The 20,521-nt window shown below is 55.5% G+C and carries 17 protein-coding genes; 10 read left to right on the forward strand and 7 right to left on the reverse strand.

All coding sequences use genetic code 11. From position 1 onward, the window contains the following. Window positions 1-100 precede the first annotated feature (100 nt). Window positions 101-2,170, forward strand: coding sequence for a sigma-54-dependent Fis family transcriptional regulator (locus RID21_RS12020; RefSeq protein WP_350189185.1), 2,070 nt, complete (start codon window positions 101-103; stop codon window positions 2,168-2,170). A 7-nt stretch (window positions 2,171-2,177) separates the two neighbouring features. Here the strand turns inward: RID21_RS12020 and RID21_RS12025 are convergent, their stop codons facing one another. Next, the gene (locus tag RID21_RS12025; RefSeq protein ID WP_350189187.1) at window positions 2,178-3,971 is read right to left on the reverse strand and encodes an ankyrin repeat domain-containing protein; all 1,794 of its coding nucleotides are present in this window, start codon (window positions 3,969-3,971) and stop codon (window positions 2,178-2,180) included. Between the two features lie 364 nt (window positions 3,972-4,335). Here RID21_RS12025 and RID21_RS12030 point away from each other — a divergent pair, with 364 nt between their 5' ends. After that, on the forward strand, window positions 4,336-4,896 hold the full coding sequence (locus RID21_RS12030; RefSeq protein WP_350189189.1) for a hypothetical protein: 561 nt from the start codon (window positions 4,336-4,338) through the stop codon (window positions 4,894-4,896). A 321-nt stretch (window positions 4,897-5,217) separates the two neighbouring features. On the opposite strand, the gene RID21_RS12035 is transcribed toward RID21_RS12030, so the two are convergent. Both RID21_RS12035 and RID21_RS12040 read right to left on the reverse strand, forming a co-directional pair. Then, a complete protein-coding gene (locus tag RID21_RS12035; RefSeq protein WP_350189191.1) occupies window positions 5,218-5,952 on the reverse strand; it encodes an RraA family protein in 735 nt (244 codons plus the stop codon). Window positions 5,953-5,976: 24 nt separating this feature from the next. Further along, a complete protein-coding gene (locus tag RID21_RS12040; RefSeq protein ID WP_350189193.1) occupies window positions 5,977-7,257 on the reverse strand; it encodes a nickel pincer cofactor-dependent isomerase, group 22 in 1,281 nt (426 codons plus the stop codon). Between the two features lie 402 nt (window positions 7,258-7,659). On the opposite strand from RID21_RS12040, the gene RID21_RS12045 reads away from it, so the two are divergent. Then, a complete protein-coding gene (locus RID21_RS12045) occupies window positions 7,660-9,282 on the forward strand; it encodes a flagellar hook-basal body protein (RefSeq protein WP_350189195.1) in 1,623 nt (540 codons plus the stop codon). Window positions 9,283-9,312: 30 nt separating this feature from the next. Here the strand turns inward: RID21_RS12045 and RID21_RS12050 are convergent, their stop codons facing one another. Further along, window positions 9,313-9,759: an SRPBCC family protein gene (locus RID21_RS12050; RefSeq protein WP_149338312.1), complete on the reverse strand. Its 447-nt coding sequence runs from the start codon at window positions 9,757-9,759 to the stop codon at window positions 9,313-9,315. A gap of 172 nt (window positions 9,760-9,931) precedes the next feature. Between RID21_RS12050 and miaA the strand changes: the two genes are divergently transcribed. After that, complete coding sequence (gene miaA, locus RID21_RS12055) at window positions 9,932-10,864, forward strand: tRNA (adenosine(37)-N6)-dimethylallyltransferase MiaA (RefSeq protein WP_350189197.1); 933 nt, start codon at window positions 9,932-9,934, stop codon at window positions 10,862-10,864. 239 nt (window positions 10,865-11,103) lie between these two features. On the opposite strand, the gene RID21_RS12060 is transcribed toward miaA, so the two are convergent. Further along, entirely contained in the window at window positions 11,104-11,481 is a 378-nt protein-coding gene (locus RID21_RS12060) for a GxxExxY protein (protein WP_350189199.1), read from the reverse strand. Between the two features lie 511 nt (window positions 11,482-11,992). Here RID21_RS12060 and RID21_RS12065 point away from each other — a divergent pair. The 6 genes from RID21_RS12065 (at window position 11,993) to RID21_RS12090 (ending at window position 18,964) form a co-directional block, all read left to right on the forward strand. Further along, the gene (locus RID21_RS12065) at window positions 11,993-12,841 is read left to right on the forward strand and encodes a menaquinone biosynthesis family protein (protein WP_145044862.1); all 849 of its coding nucleotides are present in this window, start codon (window positions 11,993-11,995) and stop codon (window positions 12,839-12,841) included. A gap of 54 nt (window positions 12,842-12,895) precedes the next feature. Continuing rightward, window positions 12,896-13,693: an SDR family oxidoreductase gene (locus tag RID21_RS12070; protein WP_145192331.1), complete on the forward strand. Its 798-nt coding sequence runs from the start codon at window positions 12,896-12,898 to the stop codon at window positions 13,691-13,693. A 36-nt stretch (window positions 13,694-13,729) separates the two neighbouring features. Next, complete coding sequence (gene nadB, locus RID21_RS12075) at window positions 13,730-15,349, forward strand: L-aspartate oxidase (RefSeq protein WP_350189201.1); 1,620 nt, start codon at window positions 13,730-13,732, stop codon at window positions 15,347-15,349. A 49-nt stretch (window positions 15,350-15,398) separates the two neighbouring features. After that, window positions 15,399-16,172: an SDR family NAD(P)-dependent oxidoreductase gene (locus RID21_RS12080; protein ID WP_155365092.1), complete on the forward strand. Its 774-nt coding sequence runs from the start codon at window positions 15,399-15,401 to the stop codon at window positions 16,170-16,172. 16 nt (window positions 16,173-16,188) lie between these two features. Beyond that, window positions 16,189-17,097, forward strand: coding sequence for a leucine-rich repeat domain-containing protein (locus RID21_RS12085; RefSeq protein WP_350189203.1), 909 nt, complete (start codon window positions 16,189-16,191; stop codon window positions 17,095-17,097). 235 nt (window positions 17,098-17,332) lie between these two features. Further along, entirely contained in the window at window positions 17,333-18,964 is a 1,632-nt protein-coding gene (locus tag RID21_RS12090) for a hybrid sensor histidine kinase/response regulator (protein WP_350189205.1), read from the forward strand. Between the two features lie 82 nt (window positions 18,965-19,046). Here the strand turns inward: RID21_RS12090 and RID21_RS12095 are convergent, their stop codons facing one another. Beyond that, window positions 19,047-20,093, reverse strand: a complete 1,047-nt coding sequence (locus RID21_RS12095; RefSeq protein WP_350189207.1) for a Gfo/Idh/MocA family protein — start codon at window positions 20,091-20,093, stop codon at window positions 19,047-19,049. After that, window positions 20,090-20,434 (reverse strand): VOC family protein, encoded by a 345-nt coding sequence (locus tag RID21_RS12100; protein ID WP_350189209.1) that lies wholly within the window; start codon window positions 20,432-20,434, stop codon window positions 20,090-20,092. Before RID21_RS12100 ends, RID21_RS12095 begins: the two co-directional genes overlap by 4 nt. Window positions 20,435-20,521 lie beyond the last annotated feature (87 nt).

Raw genomic sequence — 20,521 nt, forward strand, 5'->3', positions numbered from 1 at the left:
TTCATCAAGGCGTGCGGAAAAAAACGCAAATTGAGTCCACACTTGGATGACGCATTCCCAACCTTCTGTTATCATTCCGACAAGAAAGAGCAGCGAATGGATGACAAAACCTGCCCCTTCCATCACGAAAGAGGCTCTTTTGATTCTTTTGAGGGAGTATCCGGTGAGTAAAATCGAAACAGTGGAATGGCTGGACTGGAAGCGACTGCCATTATTTTCCCGCTTTGATGACGCAGCCTCTCTGATCCAGCTGGGCGACCAGCTGCTCGAAGAAGCGACCCAGCAGACCACGGCCGCCGACTACCTGCGCCAGTTTCTGCCCCAGCTGGCCACCGAACTCTCCTGCCAGTGGTGTACCCTCATCGAACGCACGCCCGAGTGGGAAACCCTCTTCGAATTCGGACGCAATTCCGCCGCCAGCTTCCCCACTAACCTCTGTAATGAAGCCCTCGACCGCGACGCCGCCGGCCTCGGTGCCGATGAGAAAAAGGCCGACTGGTTCTACATCGCCGCCCCCCTGGGCGACGTCCGTCCCGGCACGGTACTCCTCGTCGGCGGTCGCGACCTGACCAGCGAAACCCTCAGCAACGCCGTCGTCGCGGCCCGCGTACTGGGTTACGCCCTGTCGATCGTGGAAAAACGTGAAAAGCACGTCAAACGGATCGGCCGCCTCGAAACCACACTGCACATCGCCTCCAGCTTTTCGTCCGCCCGCGATACCCAGTCGCTGCTGGAACTGATCGCCAAAGAAGCCACCCGCCTGCTCGCCAGCGAACGCTCCAGTATCTTCATCTGGGACCAGGAACACAAACAGGTCGTCGCCTGCCCCGCCCTGGGTGTTGAAGGCAACACGCTCCGCCTGCCCGATGATGTCGGCATCGTCGGCGAAGTCATTCACAGCGGCAAGACCGTCACCGTGGACGACGCCTACAATGACGACCGCTTCGATCCCAGCGTCGACAAATCCAGCGGCTTCCGCACCCGCAACCTGCTCTGCGTCCCACTCCGCAACAACGCCGGCGAACTGATCGGCGCGTTCGAAGTCATGAACAAGCAGGCCGGCAAGTCCGACTTCGACGACGATGACGCACAGAGCCTCGAAGAGCTCGGCGTGCAGGCCGCCACCGCACTGGAAAACACTCGCGAACTCGAACAGCTCTCGCGCAGCCGCGACCAGCTCACCGAACAGGCCAAACAGAAAGTCCGGATCATCGGCAAGAGCTCGGCCATCGACGCGCTCCGCTCGACCATCGAACGTCTCGCCAGCACCGATCTCCCCGTACTGATCCTCGGCGAAAGCGGAACCGGGAAAGAAGTCGTCAGCCAGTCCCTGCATTACCAGGGCCCCCGCGCGAATACACCGTTCATCGCCGTCAACTGTGCAGCGTTGACCGAAACCCTGCTCGAAAGCGAACTCTTCGGCCACGAGAAAGGTGCCTTCACCGACGCCCACGAAACCCGCATCGGCAAGTTCGAACTCGCCGAAGGGGGCACACTCTTCCTCGACGAGATCGGCGACATGAGCCCGGGCGGCCAGGCCAAACTGCTGCGGGTTCTGGAACAGAAAGTCATCACCCGCGTCGGCGGTTCCGAAAGCATCCCGATCAACGTCCGCGTCGTCGCTGCGACCAATGCGAAGCTCGCCGATGCCGTCCGCGATAAAAAGTTCCGCGAAGACCTGTTCTACCGGCTGAGCGTCGTCACCCTCGAACTGCCGCCCCTCCGCGAACGTCCGGAAGACGTCATCCTGCTGGCCGAGTTTTTCCTCACCCAGTTCTGCGGTCAGGCCAACCGCCGCGTGCTGAAGATGTCCGCTGAAGCCAAAAAACGCCTGCAAGCGCACCTCTGGCCCGGTAACGTTCGCGAACTGCGCAACCTGATGGAACGCGTCGCCTTCCTCTGTGCGGGCGACCGCGTCGAAGTCGAAGACCTCGCCTTCATCCTCAGCCCCAGCCGCGACTCCGTCGTCGACATGTCATCCGACCTGAGCCTCAAAGAAGCGACCCGCCTCTTCCAGCAGGAATACATCCGCCGCACCATCAAACGCGTGGGAGGCAACATGAGCGAAACCGCCAAGTGCCTGGGCCTGCACCGCTCCAACCTCTACCGCAAAATGGGCCAGCTGGAAATGCAGGAAGCCAGCGACATGTCCGAAGAAGACGACGACTAAGGGTCGGTTACTCTGGCAATCTTGAATTGAATGAAAACACGCGCTGGCCATCTTTGAGTGACAGACATTCGATGCCGATGGAACTGGTATTACAATGAAACAGGAAGACTTTGCCCTTCCTGACCCGGAATTCGGAGAACCAGTCACCCAGCTTGGTCCCTACCCACATCGTATCCAGCTTTGTCTGCCAGTATAATTTAGGATGCTCCTGATTGTCTTCTGTCGCAATACACGTCAAGACGGGATTGACCGGTCCATCCTGATGTAGAACAAAAACAGCACGTCCCTGGCTGGCAATCCCCGTCACGCGAATGGGATCTTCCTCTTTCAATGCTTTTTCGATTCTGCCTTTTAGTTCCTCTGGATAATCGGCATGCGCAGATTCTCCTTCGAAAGCTTTCTCGTCTTCGTCAAAACTTGCGGTTCCGGTATAGCTGATGAATTCTCTGTCTGCATATACATACGGAAAAGTATGCAGTCCTTTCTTCTGATAGTCTGAAAATGGCCGGTACCTGACATCAAATATTGTTTTCACCTCAGAGTTGAAACTTGCTCTTAACAGATTTCTGGACCAGGCATGAGGAATAGAAACTTTGAGCCGCCCCTCGACAAAGCCCAGAAACTCGCGTGAGTATTTTTGCGGTATGGGGATATTTGCGGCCCCTCTGTCAGGCCCCAATAGAAGCGCATCCGTCTGCTTTTCCAGTCGCTGCCAGGCAGCTGAAAGGGCAACCGAATCAGATTCGTCATAGCAGAGCCCATTTATTTCACTGGCAGTCCGCGACAGAAACAGCTTTCGAGCTGCTTCTCCTTTGGAATACCCCGACGCAGCTCGCAGGAATTTTAGACGCAGTCGCTCCACTTTAGATAATTCTGACTCATCAACCTCAGGGACCTTAGCTTCTTCACCGGGTTGCCTTGCTCCCGCCACCAGGAATAATTTTCTGATCTTCTTTTTTTCCAACGCTTTCTGTTTCTCAGTCTCGTCATATAACTCATACAACTCGGGGTCCACCAGACCGGGCATTGCGGTAAATCCGCGCTTATCTTTAATATTCAGATTCGCCCCAGCCTCGATCAGCAATTTCACACTTTCCGCATTGGTTTCCGAGACGGCCCAATGCAGGGGCGTCTCTCCCTCACTATCTTGTACATTGAGCCGGGCTCCCCGTTTGATCATTGCCTTGAGCACTGGGGGACTTTTTGTCGCTCGATGTAACGGAGTAATACCATCCGTTCCATCGATATAAACCCCCGTTTTCGTATTGGGATCTGCTCCCGCTTTGAGTAAAGCCAGCGAAAGCGGATCGTGCCCCTGATAAATTGATGTACTCAGCGCGGTTGAGCCATACCCATCATCCAGGTCAAGTTTCGCCCCTTGATCGATCAACAACTTTGCAATAGCCACACGTCGCTTGTCGCGTTCCTGAATTAATCGAGGATTTATCTGTTTGCGTTTTTCTTCCGCACGATCACGAGCTTCAGAAGTATTCTCTGTCATTTTCTCCGGCTGAGGTTCGCGGTGACTGTGGGCAACCGCCAGTAGAGGCGTCCATTTATCAGAGCCGTAAGGCGAATAACCCAGCGACCATATGTCCTGAAATAGCTCACCATCATAAAAACCAAGACGGGCATCAGGTTTCGCTCCCGCCTGCAGCAGGCTCTTCACCTGTGCCACATCCAGTTGGAACGCAGCGATTACAAGTCGTTGATCGCGCGTGTATTTCCGTGGCTCCTCTTCTGCCCAGGCATTTGTAGTGATCAGGAGAAACAATGTAAGAAAAGAGAGGCGGCTGAGCATGGTACAGTCCTCATGGTCAGTGAGCAGAAGGGTTCTCGGAAAAACTACCGGTAGTGTATCAGGTTCGTGCCCCCCTCGTCCAAAACTATTTCAGCAAAGCAGGTGTGATGAGAGACGTAATTTAACCAGTCCAGAACCTACCCGCCCGTCAACAAATCCACAAAACAGCAAATCCAAATGTAACATCCGGGTGCCGCACCCTGTAATTCTTTCACATCAGGAGGCATCTCACCCCGCTGACTTCACCCCTCAGCTTGCCAGCTTACCAGGATTATCGTTTTTCAGAACTGGCACTCGATTTGCCTTACATCCTCCCCAGACTGCGGGCATTCGAAAACCATCTGCATTCAAGGAGGATCAGGTTATGGAAATCATGCTGACCATGTTACTGGGTGTGGCCACGGCAGCAGGCCCCACAGTCATCAACGCAGACTTCGAACAGAAAGACGTCCGCACCGGCCTACCAACCGGCTGGTCTTACACTTCGCTACCGGGCAGACAGCACCTGGTGAATTACCAGTCCACGCAGGTCACTGCAGCACAAAAACAGGGCAGCGCACTGTCCATCACCGTCGCCTCGGATCACCCCGAGCAGATCGTCGCCTACAACATTCACCAGGACCTGCAAGGGCTGACTCCCGGCAAAGCCTACCGCGTCTCCGCCCGCGTCTGTACTAAGGGATTGAAAACCATGCCCATGATCGTCGTCCAGTGCATCGACGCCAGTGGCAGAAAATTCGTCGGCATGGCACGTTCTCCGCAGCGTGATCTCCCCGGCGACTTGGATTCCTGGGAACAGATTCATACCGACATCTTCATCCCCGAAGGGACGTCAACCGTTCGACTGCGCATCGGCATCCCCGCAGCAGGCAACGCCGGCGGCACCGCCATCATTGACGACGTCGACATCGTCGAGATGAATTAAGGTTCGCGCCCCAGAGAAACGTAGGGGCTGGCCTTTGTGCCAGCCCGCATTCAACGCCCCTTATTTGAAACCACTCTGTCAGCGGGTGGGCTCGGATCAAATCCGAGCCGAGCGCAGCGAGCAGGAGGTCCCGGTTCTCGCGTCCCCATCAGAGCAGCCTTTCCCAACACTCAAAACCTAAAGAGCAAGGCTCATCTCATCAACGGACGACATTCACACCGCGACCACCTGTTACCTGCTGCAGTTAAAGATTAATTCAGGAACAAAAAAACCGGCCCCAATGAGCCGGCTTTTCTTTTATTACTTCGCGACGAGTATCAACTACTCACCCCGCAACCGTTTGCCCAGCTTGCCGACTTCGGCCGCCAGTTCCTTGCGGGCTTCGCCCAGACCTTCGGGAGTCAGGTTGCCCCCCTTGAGGTAGTCCAGCACGATGTCTTCAGCTTTCATCAGATCCTTGCACGCGTCCGCGATTTCGGAAGCAATCTCGTGAGGAATCGTCGTCACGCCGTTCAAATCGCCGTGCAGCAGGTCGCCGGGAAAAATCGGAATGCCACCCACGGTAATCGGCACATTGACCGCCAGCGTGTGACAGTAACCGTGCGCACAGATCGCCCCGTTCGTAAACGCGGGGAAGTCGAGAGCTTCAACCTGGTCCAGGTCACGACCGGCGCCGGAGGTGATGATCCCTTTCGCACCGTATGCTTTATAAGTGCTGCACATCACTTCGCCGAACGTGGCGGAAGCGGTTGGCTCGTCCATATCCTGGTAAACGACAACCGGTGCACCCGGCAGTGATTCAAAAGCAGCGACCTGGTTATCCAGACCGGCGTAAACGTCTCCACTGCGGGGCGGTGCCATGCTGCGGAAAGTGGAAGTCAACGCGTAGCCAACCATGGGAGGCATCTTGGGGAAACAGGCTTTGATCGTATCGTTCATAAAGCCGACGTTCCGCGGACGGATGTTCCACAGCTCGATCACATTACAGACGGTCGGGGTGTCATACTTGGCAAGTTCATCCAAAGCTTCGTTGGAGAGGCCTTCAGTCGTGGACATGAATGGGTTCCTGTTGGTTAAATTTCAGTGTTGCGGTTTCTTAAAAACGGAGGCCAGATTCCCTTCCGCATCGAAAGGCAAGTCGAACGGCCCGGAAATGATTTCCAGGTCGTCGCGGCTGTTGATCTCCTCCAGGTACGTTTCGCTGACGACAACTTCGCTCAGTTCAAGCGTGTCGTAAATCTGTACGATGCCACTGGTTTCGGGTTCCACCAGCCCCACAGTCTGCAGGGCCGCTTCAATGGCTTCGCGGTCATTCGGATACACCAGAGGAACCATTCCGGCGGTAGGATGACTCCCTGTAATCGTATTAATGCGGGTGCTTTGCCAGTCCACCCCCGCCACGGTCCGCTCGTTCGTGAACTCGGCCAGACCGATGCCGCACGCGTTGCCATGCGTCTCTTCGGTCAAACCACGAATCATAATTCGTTTGCAGGCGACGACATCCCGTTCCGTGGCGGCATGGTCATTGAACTTCCGTCCGACCACGCAGGCATCCATTCCCGAACCGCTGATGTTCTTCCCGATCCGATCCACGATCAGCAGATCGATCTTCGGGAAAGGCAGTCGAGGGAGCCACTGGCGGGCAATCTCCAGCAGTTCCTTCTCCCGTTCGTAAAAGTTCTCCGGCGCCACAGCTTCGATCATGCCGGTTTCGTCGTAGGAATTCTCGACAATCGCCAGGCCACCGATCACACTGCATTTTTTCAATACCGACGCTGCCACCGCCTTGATGATCTCTTCAAAACTGTGATCTTCAATCGCCCGATGATAAATCTTGGCCCCCTCATGCTTCCCCAGGCCGATCAACATCATCTTATGCAGACCCGATTCAATATCCCCCACAAACCGGGTGTGCGGTTTGACCCGTCCACAGACCAGCACATGATCCGCAGCGTAGGCGTTCTTATCAAAATGCACCGGAATCCCGTGCGGCGTCTGGTCAACAATCACCGTTTCCATCGAGGAACGGATCTCCACCCCCATCGCTGCTTCCGTCACCCCATACGAGGCAATCACCTGCGCCTGACCTTCCGCGGTCCCGCCGCCATGACTGCCCATTGCCGGGACGATAAACGGTTCCGCGCCGAGTGACTTCAGGTAATCGACAGTCGACTTGATAATCAGCGCAATATTGGCAATTCCGCGGCTTCCCACAGGCACCGCCACAGAATCCCCCGGTCTGACTACTTCCCCCAGATTCAGCTTCGACAACGTCGATTGAACTGCTTCCGCCACATCGTCAACGCGCGTCGTGGGGAAGTGCTGGCGGACCCGGTAAGCCTGGGGCAGATTCATGTTCATAGTCGTAATTCGATCCAATCAGTTCCGGGGGCGGGCAAGCGGGATGGTATCCATGCGTCTGATATATGAAGAGTCTGTTATTGTACGGTATTCTGATCCAATTCCGCTACACTCCCGACCCTCCGCCTGTCAGAATCAGGGCAGATCGGTAATCGCCGCCGGTTCTCCGGCTGCAGCCCGGAACAGTCTTGTTCTAAAGTCTCGATTGCGATACCTTTACCAATGGTCCATCCCTCCCACACCGGCCGAACCCGGATTGGCCGACAACCAGCGTCCGCCGCAAGTGTCAGACATCAAGGCACACGCGTCAGATCAGGTCTGAGAGGGAAACCATCTGATTACCCAAGAACAATCAGCAGGTCGAAACTGGAAGTCGAGCCTTGTTGCTGCAAGGAAGCAGATATGAGAAAAAACTTTGAACGGATTATCTTTGCAGTCTCTGTTTGTGTGCTGGCAGGGGTCCTCTTCATTCAGGGCATCCTGTATCTGAGAGATCTGGGATTCACAGACGAGTCCACCCCCGTCACACTCTCGCTCTCGCAGGATCCGAATCCTGTCGCTGAACCGGAGCCGGCGCTGACTGAGAGCGAACTGGCTCCCCTGCCGGCTCTGCCTCAAATCGAGCTCGCACTCGCCGAAGCCAAGGACGGAACAGAACTCGCAGCAGACGAAGTGGAAGCGCCCACACTCGACGGTCCCCGGCTGTCAGTTCCCGAAAGCGGCCAGGGCAAGATTCTCGCGAACCCCGAGAGTGCCCGGCCCGCACTGCCACTGCTGCCCGCACTGGAAGCCGAACATCCCCAAACACCCGGCCCGCTGATGCCGCCCCTCAATGCAGAACCGCTGGTCGAGAAACCCCGACACGATGATGCCGCTGCTGACAAACTGATCCGCTCGATCATCAAAGAACATCTACCCCACGCCACTCCGGAAGAACTCCAGATCTGGTTTGAAGAACTCAGAGGCGTCCCCCCCAAAGTCGCGAATGACATGCTCGCCATTCGCAAGCTCCTGCAGCCCAAAACCGCGCTGCGGATGCCCATCGAAAAATGGGAGGAGCTGAATCCGACACTGGAACTTGCACCGCCGCAACAACAGCCCGTCTCTTCGACACACAACCGGGGCAGCGACCAGGGAGGCTTCATCGGCTTCTCGTCACAGGCCGACCGGGACGAACTCCTGCAGCGTCTAAGGCCCACCGTCGATGCCCTGCGGATGTCGCGGGATGTGATCGTCAACAACATCGCCAATGCAGGCACCGTCGGCTTCAAACGATTGAACGTGGAATTTGAAGCACTCCCCTACGAATACATTGAAACGCCTGCCAGCGAGAAAAACTCGGCTGCACCGCCGATCGCAGTCGGCATGGGCAGCCAGGTCCTGCAGACCCGACTCTCACAGACTGCCGGCGAACTGATTAGAACCGGCCGCAAACTCGATGTCGCCATCGAAGGTCAGGGCTTTCTGCAGGTCAGCCTCGGAGAACAGACTCTGTTTACCCGCGCCGGCCGCCTGATGATCGACGACCAGCGTCGCCTCTGCCTGCGGGGTTCTCAACAGAATTTCCCACTCGCACCCGAAATCCTCATTCCGGAATCGGCACACTCGGTGCAGATCCGTGAGAACGGCGCCGTCGTCGCGATTGTTACCAACAAAGAATCAGCCGACGCAGAACAGCAGCTGGGCACCATCCAGCTGTCCTGCTTTGCCGATGACACCGAACTCTTTCCACGCGAGTCCTGCCTGTTTGAAGCGACTGCCCGCTCGGGGGTTCCCCGCGAACTGACGCCGGGAAAACAGGGGGCCGGCCTGCTCGTGTCTGGCATGCTCGAGGCGTCTAATGTTTCCATCGCAGAAGAACTGGAAGCACTGGCCTCGATCAAACAGCGCGTCGATGCGCTGCAGACCATCTATCAACTGGATACCCTTGAACCGGTACAGGCTGATCTCGGTCCCCCTTCTGATCGTATCGCTCGACCGGAAGGTCAGCGACTGCCCCGCGGCAATCGCCCGATTATCAAATAACCCGCTCGCAAATCAGCGAGTGCGTTCTGCTCAGGAGAAGATTTCCTTGAGCTTGTTGTGGCGGTGATAGAAGCCTTCGTCGAACACATCGAGCAGCTTGGATTCCGTCACGATGAATCCGAGCAGACCTCCCGGGGGTTGAAATTCGAGCCGGTCAATCACGGTCACCAGGTTATCGCCGCTGGGTACGATTTCGTGTTCGTGGATGTAATGCTTGAGCGGACCGGAAATCTGTTTTTCGGTAAACAACTTCGGTTCATCGAAAACGGTGATCTCGTGGACCCCTTCCTGCACCTGCCCGAAGCCCTGAATACGAAATTCAATCGTCGCCCCTTTATAGAGCTTGTCCGGTTTTTTCGTAAATGTCAGGCCGGCATCCGGAGGACTGATCTTCAGAATATTTTCGGTATCGATCAGAAACTCGAATACCTGTTCGGGGGTGGCGGTCAGCTGCACGCTGGCTTCGAAGTTCGCCATGGTCTCTCTCTTTCGACTTTCAACGCGGATAAATATACTTTACAACAGTACGTTTTCTAAGCGGTCAGAGCCGCCGCGCCTATCCTAGCTGAATGTTTTCGAAATAACGAGTCCCCCAACACCCCGGATCGGGTTTCCCCGCGATCTGGGGTCTATCTGAAGCGAATTCCCCATGCAGTTTTCCCCGGAAGTCCTGAAACAGTGCTGGTTTCTGGCTGGTCCCACCGCCTGCGGCAAGACCGAACTCAGCCTGCAGCTGGCCGAACATCTGGATGCGGAAATCCTGGCCCTCGACTCGATGTCTCTCTACCGGGGCATGGACATCGGCACCGCAAAAGCTTCGCCTGAAGAACAGCAGAGAATTCCCCATCATCTGATCGACGTCATCGACCCACACGAGGAATTCAGCGTCGCCGATTACCTGACCGCCGCCGAACAATGTTGTCGGGAAATCATCGACCGCGGACATGTTCCCCTCTTCGTGGGAGGCACCGGCCTTTACCTGCGGGCCGTCTTACGCGGCGTCTTCGAAGGCCCCGCCGCCGACTGGGATTACCGCCGCGAACTCGAACAGTTCGTCGAGGCCGAAGGCAACCTGGCTCTGCATGCGAGACTGGCCGAAGTGGATTCGGTCTCCGCAGAAAAACTGCATCCCAACGATCTCCGCCGCGTCACGCGGGCCCTGGAAGTTTACCACGTCACCGGCCAGCCGCTTTCGTCCCAACACCAGGAAACCGCCCTCCCCGCAGACGAAAGACCGCAGCACGTCTACTGGCTCTCCCCCGATCGCGACTGGCTCTACGCCCGCATCAACGCCCGCGTCGACCTGATGCTGCAGGCTGGACTGCTGGACGAAGTCAAAACGCTGCTCGCCGCAGAACAGCCACTCAGCCGCACCGCCCGACAGGCGCTCGGTTACAAGGAACTGATCGACCACCTGGAAGGCGACATCGCTTATGACGACGCGGTCGAAACCCTGAAAGTCCGCACCCGCCAGTTCGCCAAACGCCAGCACACCTGGTTCCGCAACCTCGAAGAATGCCACGCACTCGAAGTCACTACCACAGACACCACAAACGACCTGCTCGATAAACTGCTGAAGTGATTTTACTACCACGAAAAGCACGAAAGACACGAAAGACACGAAATTATTCTTTCTGAGAATCGCCAGCAGTAATGAGAAGTAAAACACTCAGAAGCTGGAACCAGTCCTGTTAAAAACTACTTCTGTTTCACCTGCCAAAAATATCAGGCTGGCAATGACGTGCAGGCACCAACATCAAGTTTTAAATTTTCGTGCTTTTCGTGTCTTTCGTGGTTAAATAATTTCGAATCATAAGCGATTCACAAAACATAGCGTTCAACGGTGACTTTAGGATAACTCCCAAAGTTGATCAGCAGCCCCAGCTTCTTCTCGGCTGCTTTCTGATAATTGATTAGTTGTGCTGCATGCTCAGATCCCAGTGATTTCACAGCTTTCAGTTCCAGAATAATTGAGTCATAACAAATCAGATCCGGTTGATAGGCTTGTTGTAAAGATTCCCCCTTGTAACTCAACCGCAACACCGGCTTCGCCACAAACGGAATCCCTCGCTGTTTCAATTCCCGCTCCAGACACTCCTGGTAAACCGCTTCCAGAAATCCACAACCAACCTCCCGATAAACCTCGAAGACAGCCCCCTGAATCGCGAAGCATTCTTCCTTATAAATAATCTGATTCATCACGATTCCAGTTTCTTACATTTTTATTTTGCTACCACGAAAGACACGAAAAGCACGAAATTGATTCTTCACAATCTCTAAGCAAACGACACCAAAACAACTCAGACCTGCTTTAACTAATAGATTGATATTCTGAGTTCAAAAAAAAATCACAGTCGTAAAAACTGTGACCAGAGTATTCACCCCCGTCTTACCAGCGGCGATCATTCCCTGCTTTTCGTGTCTTTCGTGCTTTTCGTGGTAGTATAAAAACAACACCACAATATTCTATTGTACACATATCGTAATCAACATCAAATAAAGCCTCAGCCAGGCAGTCTCTTTCGTGGTATCCCCCATTCGGAATACGTTTCGTGGCCGTTCTGAGTTGTTTCCGCTTAGTCGGTGGCTAAGTTCCCCGTAACTCTCTATAGTGTCTTGCTAAATCTAGTAAATGAACTGGTCGGACCCTCTCGGCTGCTGGTCCGGGTTTCCAGTGCTTGTTTCCCTCAACTTCAATATTGTGTGATTCATGATGACCGACGAAAAAGTGTTAATTCAGGTGGGCCACAGTCCCGATCCGGACGATGCCTTTATGTTCCATGCCCTGGCCAATGACAAAATCGAAACTGGTAAGTATCGATTCACTCATGAGTTACAGGATATTGAAACGCTCAACCAGCGTGCCTTCAACGCGGAACTGGAACTGACCGCCGTCAGCCTCCACGGCTACGCTTACCTGACTGACACCTATGCGATCTGCTCCTGTGGTGCCTCCATGGGCGATAAGTACGGCCCCATGGTCGTGGCCCGCGAAGAGTGGAGCATCGACGATCTCCGCGGCAAAAAGATCGCCATTCCCGGCAAGCTGACCACCGCCTTCCTCACCCTCAAACTGCTGCTGGGTGATGATTTTGAATACGAAGAGCACCCCTTCGATGAGATCCTGAACCTGGTCGAACAGGGTAAATTTGACGCCGGCCTGATCATTCACGAAGGCCAGCTGACCTACGCCAACCAGGGACTCAAACTGGTCGTTGACCTGGGTGAGTGGTGGTACGAAGAAACCGGACTCCCCCTGCCGCTGGGTGCCAACGCCATCCGCAAAGACCTCGGTCAGGAAATGATGGAAGAAGTCACTGCGATCCTCAAACGGAGCATTGAGTACGGTCTGGAACACCGCGACGAAGCCCTCGATCACGCCCTGAAATACGGTCGCGATCTCAACCGGGGCAGTGCCGACAAGTTCGTAGGCATGTACGTCAACGACTGGACCCTCGATTTCGGCGAAAAGGGACGCGAAGCAGTCGCGACTCTGCTCAACCGGGGCTATGAAGCCGGCATCATTCCGAATCCCGTCAAACTGGAATTCATCGGTTAAGACTTCAGTCGCTCCCGTGATTGAATCGTAGAGAGATAGAGAAGGTGGTATGCGATGAGTGAATCAAACTCATCCGGATATTTACAGACATTGTTCGGTCTGTCCGGCAAAACGGCGACCGTCATCGGCGGTACCGGAGTTCTGGGGGGCGCCATTGCAGACGCTCTGGCCCAGGCCGGCGCCCATGTCATTATCGTGGGACGTAACCAGGAAAACGGCGACGGTCGTGTGAAGCTGATCAAAGATCTGGGCGGCAGTGCCGAGTTCTTCCAGGCCGATTCCACAAACCGTGCTGATCTGGAAGCAATCATCGCACACCTTAAGGCCAGTGATCGGACACCCGATATCCTGGTCAACGGTGCTGGCATCAACGCGGCGACACCCTTCCTCGAAATCAGCGACAAAGAGTGGGACGATATCTTCCGCGTCAACCTGCTCAGCGTGAAAGTCGCCTGCCAGGTCTTCGGCGAAGCTATGCTCAAGCAGGAAATCCCTGGCTCGATCATCAACATCGCTTCCATGAGTGCCATCACTCCGCTCTCACGCGTCTTCACTTATTCCGCCTCGAAGGCCGCTGTGCTCAACCTGACACAGAACCTGGCTCGCGAATGGGCCGAACAGGGTGTACGGGTCAATGCACTCTCTCCCGGCTTCTTTCCTGCCGAACAGAACCGAAAAGTGCTGACACCCGAACGCGTAAAGAGTATTATGAATCATACGCCTGCGCAGCGATTCGGCGATCCCGAGGAGCTGGCAGGGGCGGTCCTGCTGATGGCCTCCGGTAAGGCCGGCAGCTTCATCACCGGCACTAACATCGCCGTGGATGGCGGTTTTTCCTGCATGACCATCTGAGATTCTTCCCGACAACGAGTTTAAGGAGCACCCGACTTGGATCCGATTCAGATTGAACCTGGTCAACGCTACCTCGCTCGTATCAATCCCAAGCGGATTCCGCACATCTTCACCGACGTCCTGATTATCGGCGGCGGGATCGCAGGCTGCCGCGCTGCACTGGAAATCGATCCCCGCCTCGAGACGATCATCGTCAACAAAGGCAAAGTCACACAGTCCAACAGTGCCTACGCCCAGGGCGGAATTGCCGGTGTGCTTGATCCCCTGGACAACATCACCAACCACGTGCAGGATACGCTCGCCGCCGGCAAGGATCTCTGTGATCCCGAACTGGTGGAATACGTCTGCTCTGAAGCGCCCCGACACATTCAGGAACTGATCGAATTCGGGGCCGACTTCGATACACAGGATGGCAAAATCGCACTCACCAAAGAGGGGGGCCACAGCCATCGACGCGTCGCGCACGCCTTGGGCGATGCCACCGGAAAAGAAATCATGCGGGCCCTGGTCGCCGCCGTCCAGAGCCGTCCCAATATTCAGACCTGGATGAAAACCCCCACACTCGACCTGGTCACTGAAGACGGCCAGTGCCGCGGTGCCATCATCTGGAACCGCTACCACGGCAAGTCACTCGTCTGGGCCAAGCAGGTCATCCTCGCCACCGGTGGTGCGGGCTGTCTGTTCCGTGAAACCACGAATCCCCCCCTGGCGACCGGCGATGGACACGCCCTGGCCTTCCGCGCCGGTGCCCGCCTGCAGGACATGGAGTTCATGCAGTTCCACCCGACCGTACTCTATATCGCCGGGGGTGCCCGCTATCTGGTCTCCGAAGCCGTCCGGGGCGAAGGCGCCTACCTCCGGGACTGCAACGGCGTGCGGTTCATGGAGGAATACCACCCCGATCTGGAACTCGCACATCGCGACATCGTCAGTCGGGCCATCACCGATCGCATGCTGAAAACCAGCCACTCCTGCGTCTACCTCGATCTACGGCACATCGACAAGCAGCTGGTCAAAGAACGCTTCCCCAACATCAGCAAGGTCTGTGCGGGTTTCGGCCTGGACCTGTCCAAAGATCAGATCCCGGTCCGCCCCGGAGCCCACTACATGATTGGCGGCGTCAAAACCGATCTGCAGGCACGAACTTCAGTGCCTCACCTCTGGGCCGCCGGCGAAGTCACATCCACCGGTCTGCACGGCAGTAACCGACTCGCATCCAACAGCCTGCTGGAAGGCATGATCTTCGGATCCGCAGCCGGCAAAGGCGCTTCCACAGCAGCCCTCAGCATGCCCGATCAATACTCCGCATCGTTGCTGTCTGAATGGGAAACCGAAAAACGCTCGGATGAAGACCTCAACAGTAAGGACTTAAGGAACTCGCTGGCCAGCCTCATGTGGCGGGATGTCGGCATCACCCGCAGCGCGGAGTCTCTGCAAAACGCGCAGGACAAAGTCGATTTCTGGAGCCGCTATGTCGTCGATCGCGAATTCAAAGCACTCCCCGGCTGGGAACTGCAGAACATGCTGCTCGTCTCTCAACTGATGATTACCTCTGCCATTGAACGGCGCGAAAGCCGCGGAGTACACTATCGAAGTGACTTCCCGGAAACGGATCCGGCTTTCCAGAAACATATTTCCGTGATCTCAACCAGCTGAGCAACCCGTACGCAACCACGGCCCCGAAACAACCACAGGAAGGGACATCATGCTGCCAGGCATCAAACTGTTTGATCTAACCGGACGCGCTGCCATCATCACCGGAGGTTCCAAAGGACTCGGTTCCGCCATGGCCGAAGGACTTGCTTCAGCAGGTGCGAACGTTCTGTTGACCAGTCGGCATGCGGAAGAAGCAGCAGAAACCGCAGCTCAGATTGAAGCCGACTACGGCACCAGAGCGATCGGTATCGCAGCCGACGTCACCGATCCGGAACAGGTCGCCGCGATGACCGAACGGGCCATCTCGGAGTTCGGCAGGATCGACATTCTGATCAACAACGCAGGCATCAACATCCGTGGTCCCATCGATGAACTCACACTGGAAGAATTCGAGGAAGTGCAGAAAGTGAATGTCACCGGTCCCTGGCTCTGTGTCCGGTCGGTCGTCCCCCATATGAAAAAAGCCGGCTACGGTCGCATCATCAACATGGCCAGCACACTCGGTCTGGTTGGACTCTCCAACCGCACTCCGTATACCGCCAGCAAAGGCGCCATGGTCCAGATGACGCGAGCCATGGGTCTGGAGTTCTGCGAGTACGGCATCACCTGTAACGCGATCTGCCCCGGTCCGTTTCTCACTCCCATGAATCAGCCATTCGCCGAGACCGAAGAGATCAAGAAATTCATCGTCGGTGCCGTCGCCATGAACCGCTGGGCACAAATGGAAGAAATCCAGGGTGCGGCAATTTTCCTCGCCAGCAATGCATCCAGCTACATGACCGGCAGCATGGTCACCGTCGATGGCGGCTGGACCGCGCGTTAGAACAACAGGAGACAAAATGAGTTCCCCGGATGACAGCCCGTCGATCAAGCAGGCCGACCAAGTCAGACGGACTCTCTTCAAACGGCCCCTGTTCATCGTTCTGTTCCTGCTGGCAACTGTGATGGCCTACTCGCTGTTTCTCATCGTGATGTTTCACGAGCAGGTCGCCTTCTTTCAGAAACACGGGGCCCACCTGGAAACCGAATTTCGTAATTCCCGGGGCGAATTGATCCGCGGTGGTTTCGAAAACGCTCCTGCGAAACATTTCATCCCGGGACCGTTACTGCGTTATCAACGCTCCATCGACGGAGTGCATCTCGCGCGGTCCGCGCAGCTCAGCGATTCAGAAATCGATCAGCTATTCCAACGACTCACGAATTTTCCACAGCTCAAATGGTTAACGCTGGAAGGCTTTCAAATTAACCAGCCACGGGCGCGCGCCCTGGCTCGATTAACGAAACTCGAAGATCTCGCACTGCGGTTCTGTACGATTGACGAAACCTGCCTCGCCACGCTGCTGGGACAGAACGGTCTCCAGCATGTCAGCCTGGCCAACTCGAAATTCGATGAAAGTGAGCTCGCGATCTTCCATCAACAGCCCGCACAGAAAACGCTGCGCTCGCTCTCGCTGTCGAACTGCCCGGTCACAGATCAGACCACGAAACTGATCGCCGGCTGTAACCAGCTCGCCTTCCTCGAACTGGACGGCACTCATATCAGCGACCAGGGCGTCAAAATTCTGGCCCGGCTGCCCCGCCTCGAAGTCCTGATTCTGGACCATACCAATGTGACTGATGCCGGCGTCGCTTATCTCTCTGGTACGCCTCAGCTTGTCGAACTCAGCCTCAGTAACACCGGCGCTTCGGACGAAATGCTGGAATCGTTACAACTGGAAATACCCGCATTGCGGGTCTCCGACGATTGAGATACCTGAACCTGCACTGAATCCACACATATTGACTGATCTTCCATACTCAGTGTACCTCCCCGCGCGATGTCTCCAATCTGCTTAACCAGAACTCGGTCCCCGGGCCAGACTCGAATTTGTGGCGTTTTCTAAACTCTATTTACTCTTACGAGATAATCCTGTCCTAATTTTGTGTATCTCCATGTTTTAACCCCGCCGTAAAATAGTCCCCAAGGCAAAAGAAAACAGAAACATGATCTATCATAAATCCAAGGTGCTCATTGTCGACGACTCAGAAGTCGTACGGCATATCCTCTCCAAAGCCCTGACGCCGGAAGGTTACACAATCTATTCGGCCGTCGATGGTGAGGATGGCTGGCGTAAAATCAACGAACTGCAGCCGGACATCGTGCTGCTCGATGTGGAAATGCCGACCCGCAACGGATTTGATGTCCTCCGTGAAATCCGTAATAACTTCAAGGCGGAAGAAATCGCAGTCATCATGGTCACCACACAGAGTGATGGCAAAGGGATTGCCCGTGCCTTTGAAGAGGGTGCCTTCGACTACATCCCCAAACCGGCCACCGAATCGGAAATCAAGGCGCGGGTCCGCAACGCTATCCGTGCAATTCACCTCCTGCGCGAACAGAAACATCTCAGACAACAGGCCGAAGCCGCCAACCAGTCCAAGAGCGCCTTCCTGGCCAATATGAGCCATGAAATCCGTACCCCCATGACGGCCATTCTCGGCTACACCGAAATCCTGGAACTCGAAGCCCGCACACATCAGATGCCGGAACTGTTCCTCGATTCGCTGGATACCATCCGCCGCAACGGCGGTCACCTGATGGAACTCATCAACGACATCCTGGACCTCTCCAAAATTGAAGCAGGCAAACTCGATGTCGAATCCATCGCCTGCTCACCACAGACCATTGTGGAAGAAGTCATGGAACTCGTGCAGGTCCGGGCGGAAGCTAAGGGGCTCAAGCTCGAAACAGACTTCAAGTTCCCCCTGCCCGCGCAAATTCATTCCGACCCGACCCGCATCCGCCAGATTCTGATCAACCTCATTGGCAATGCGATCAAGTTTACGGAAGTCGGCACCATTCGACTGGAAACCGAACTCCTGCAGGCACCTTACGAAGAGCCTCAAATCCAATTCACGATCGTCGATCAGGGTATCGGCATGACGGAAGCGCAGATGACAAATCTGTTCCGTCCCTTCAGCCAGGCCGATTCGTCCACTTCACGCAAGTACGGGGGAACCGGACTGGGACTGACCATCTGCAAACGACTGGCCAACATCCTCGGCGGTGACATCTCCGTTCAGAGCGAACTTAACCAGGGTTCCCGTTTCTCCGCGACCGTGCGGACAGGCAGTCTGGCAGAAATCGAACTCATCCACGAACTTCTCGATACAAATGTAATTTCAGCGACAGCTGGAGCAGACAATAAAACAGCGTCTGTGGAAGAAGAATTCCCGCTGCGTGGTAAACATGTTCTGCTGGCAGAAGACGGCCCGGATAACCAGAAGCTGATCTCCTTTATCCTCAAGAAAGCGGGCGCTGAAGTGTGCCTGGCCGCAAATGGTGAAGAGGCTTACCAGGCCGCGATCCAGGAGATGGAACGAGGCGCACTCTTCGATGTGATCCTCATGGACATGCAGATGCCCATTCTCGACGGCTACAGTGCCACACGCAAAGTCCGCGACGTTGGTTACACAGGCCCAATCATCTCACTCACGGCCAACGCGATGGAAGGCGACCGGGAGAAATGTCTGGCCGTCGGCTGTAACGATCATATCACCAAACCCATTGATCGTCGGCAACTCGTCGAGATGATTTCCGAAATCGCTGAGTCCTCCGAGCTCTGTCTTTCCTGACAAGTCTTGATCTCAATAAAAAAGCCGAGTCACCCTGGATCGCTCGCAGGGTGAACCGGCTTTTCTTGTTTCATGCTAACTGCTAATCCTTCAGCGCCGCCAGCTTCTTCAACGCCGCCTGATGCGCCTGTTGATACACGTCCTTAAGCGACACCGGCTGACCGCCGTTGGTTTTACTCTGATCCGCAGCTGACATGAACGTGTAGATCTCCATCGTCTCCGCCGGACTCACCGGAGCCTTGCCGGTCTGGAAGAATTTCACCACTTCCACCAGCAACGGTTCGTATCCACTGAAACTGCCAATCGGGGCAATCCCCTTACTCCCGTAGACAGTCCCGCCGTATCCTCCCTGGTAACCGTTGTTCTCTTTTCTGCGTCCGCGGAACGTGCCGATCCGCCCGTCTTTCCACGTCCCTACTGCCAGATCCGTATTCGGCGTATTGATGCGGACCACCGTTTCACAACCCGGCCCCATGATCGTATACAGCGTCTCAACGCCGTGAATCCCATACCAGTAAAAATCGGGATGGGTACTTTCCATAGGACAGGGACTGTAAGCATCACAGCCAATGATCTCACCCACCACACCGCTGTTAATCTTCTTCGCACCATCGGTGTATCGCAGTGATGAAGAACTGAAGACCGGGGTCTTGTACTGTTTCGCCGCTTCATAAATGGCAATCACATCCGTCAGATCACCGGCGACCGGCTTGTCGACAAACAGAGGCTTCCCCGCTTTGAGCACGGGCAGTGCCTGCTCGAGGTGCACGCGACCATCGTTGCTCTCCAGTAGCACCACATCGACCTCGTCCAGCAACGCTTCAATACTGGGTACGATCTTTACCCCCTGTGCCGTCACCTGCTCTGTGATCTGGGGAACGGATTCCACGCTCTCCTTGATGTCTCGACTCCCCCGCGGATAAGCGGCGACCACGCGACAGGCTTTGAACTCAGGAAACTTCGGCTCCGCGCTGTTCAAAATTTTGGTGAAGTTGCTCGCATGCGAAGTATCCAGGCCAATGATGCCGATCTTCAGCGGCTTTGTTTCCTCCGCAAATAAAACCTGCGTCACACAACAACAAAGGACCAGACAGACAGCCACACACAGGTAACCACGTAACAACGTCATGATGTCAGTTCTCCAAATTCGGTACCCTCTGAGAACTCCATGAATTCATAGACGGCACCATCGATCAACACAAAAACCACTTTCAGATTCTCCATCGCCTGGAACGGCCCCAGCAGAACGTGCAAGCCTTCTATTTCTTGATCGATATCCGGCACCTTAAAGGCAATGTGCGGCTGATAACGAACCGGTCCGGTGACCGGCGTATCGGGCTCGAACCTGAGATATTCGATTTTATAAGGATGCTCATTCGGGTTGGTGACATACACCTTTGTCTCTTCCACGTAGATTTCGCCCGGCTGTGGATCGTCGGTAATCACACCCACATGATGAAACTCTCGCATGGCAGCTCCTTAAGCTGGGGGACTTCGAACCGGCTTCAGTCAGCCGGGTTCGCAGACATCGATTCTACCGGCACCGATGCGTCCGAT

This window comes from Gimesia sp. (assembly GCF_040219335.1).
Lineage (GTDB): Bacteria > Planctomycetota > Planctomycetia > Planctomycetales > Planctomycetaceae > Gimesia.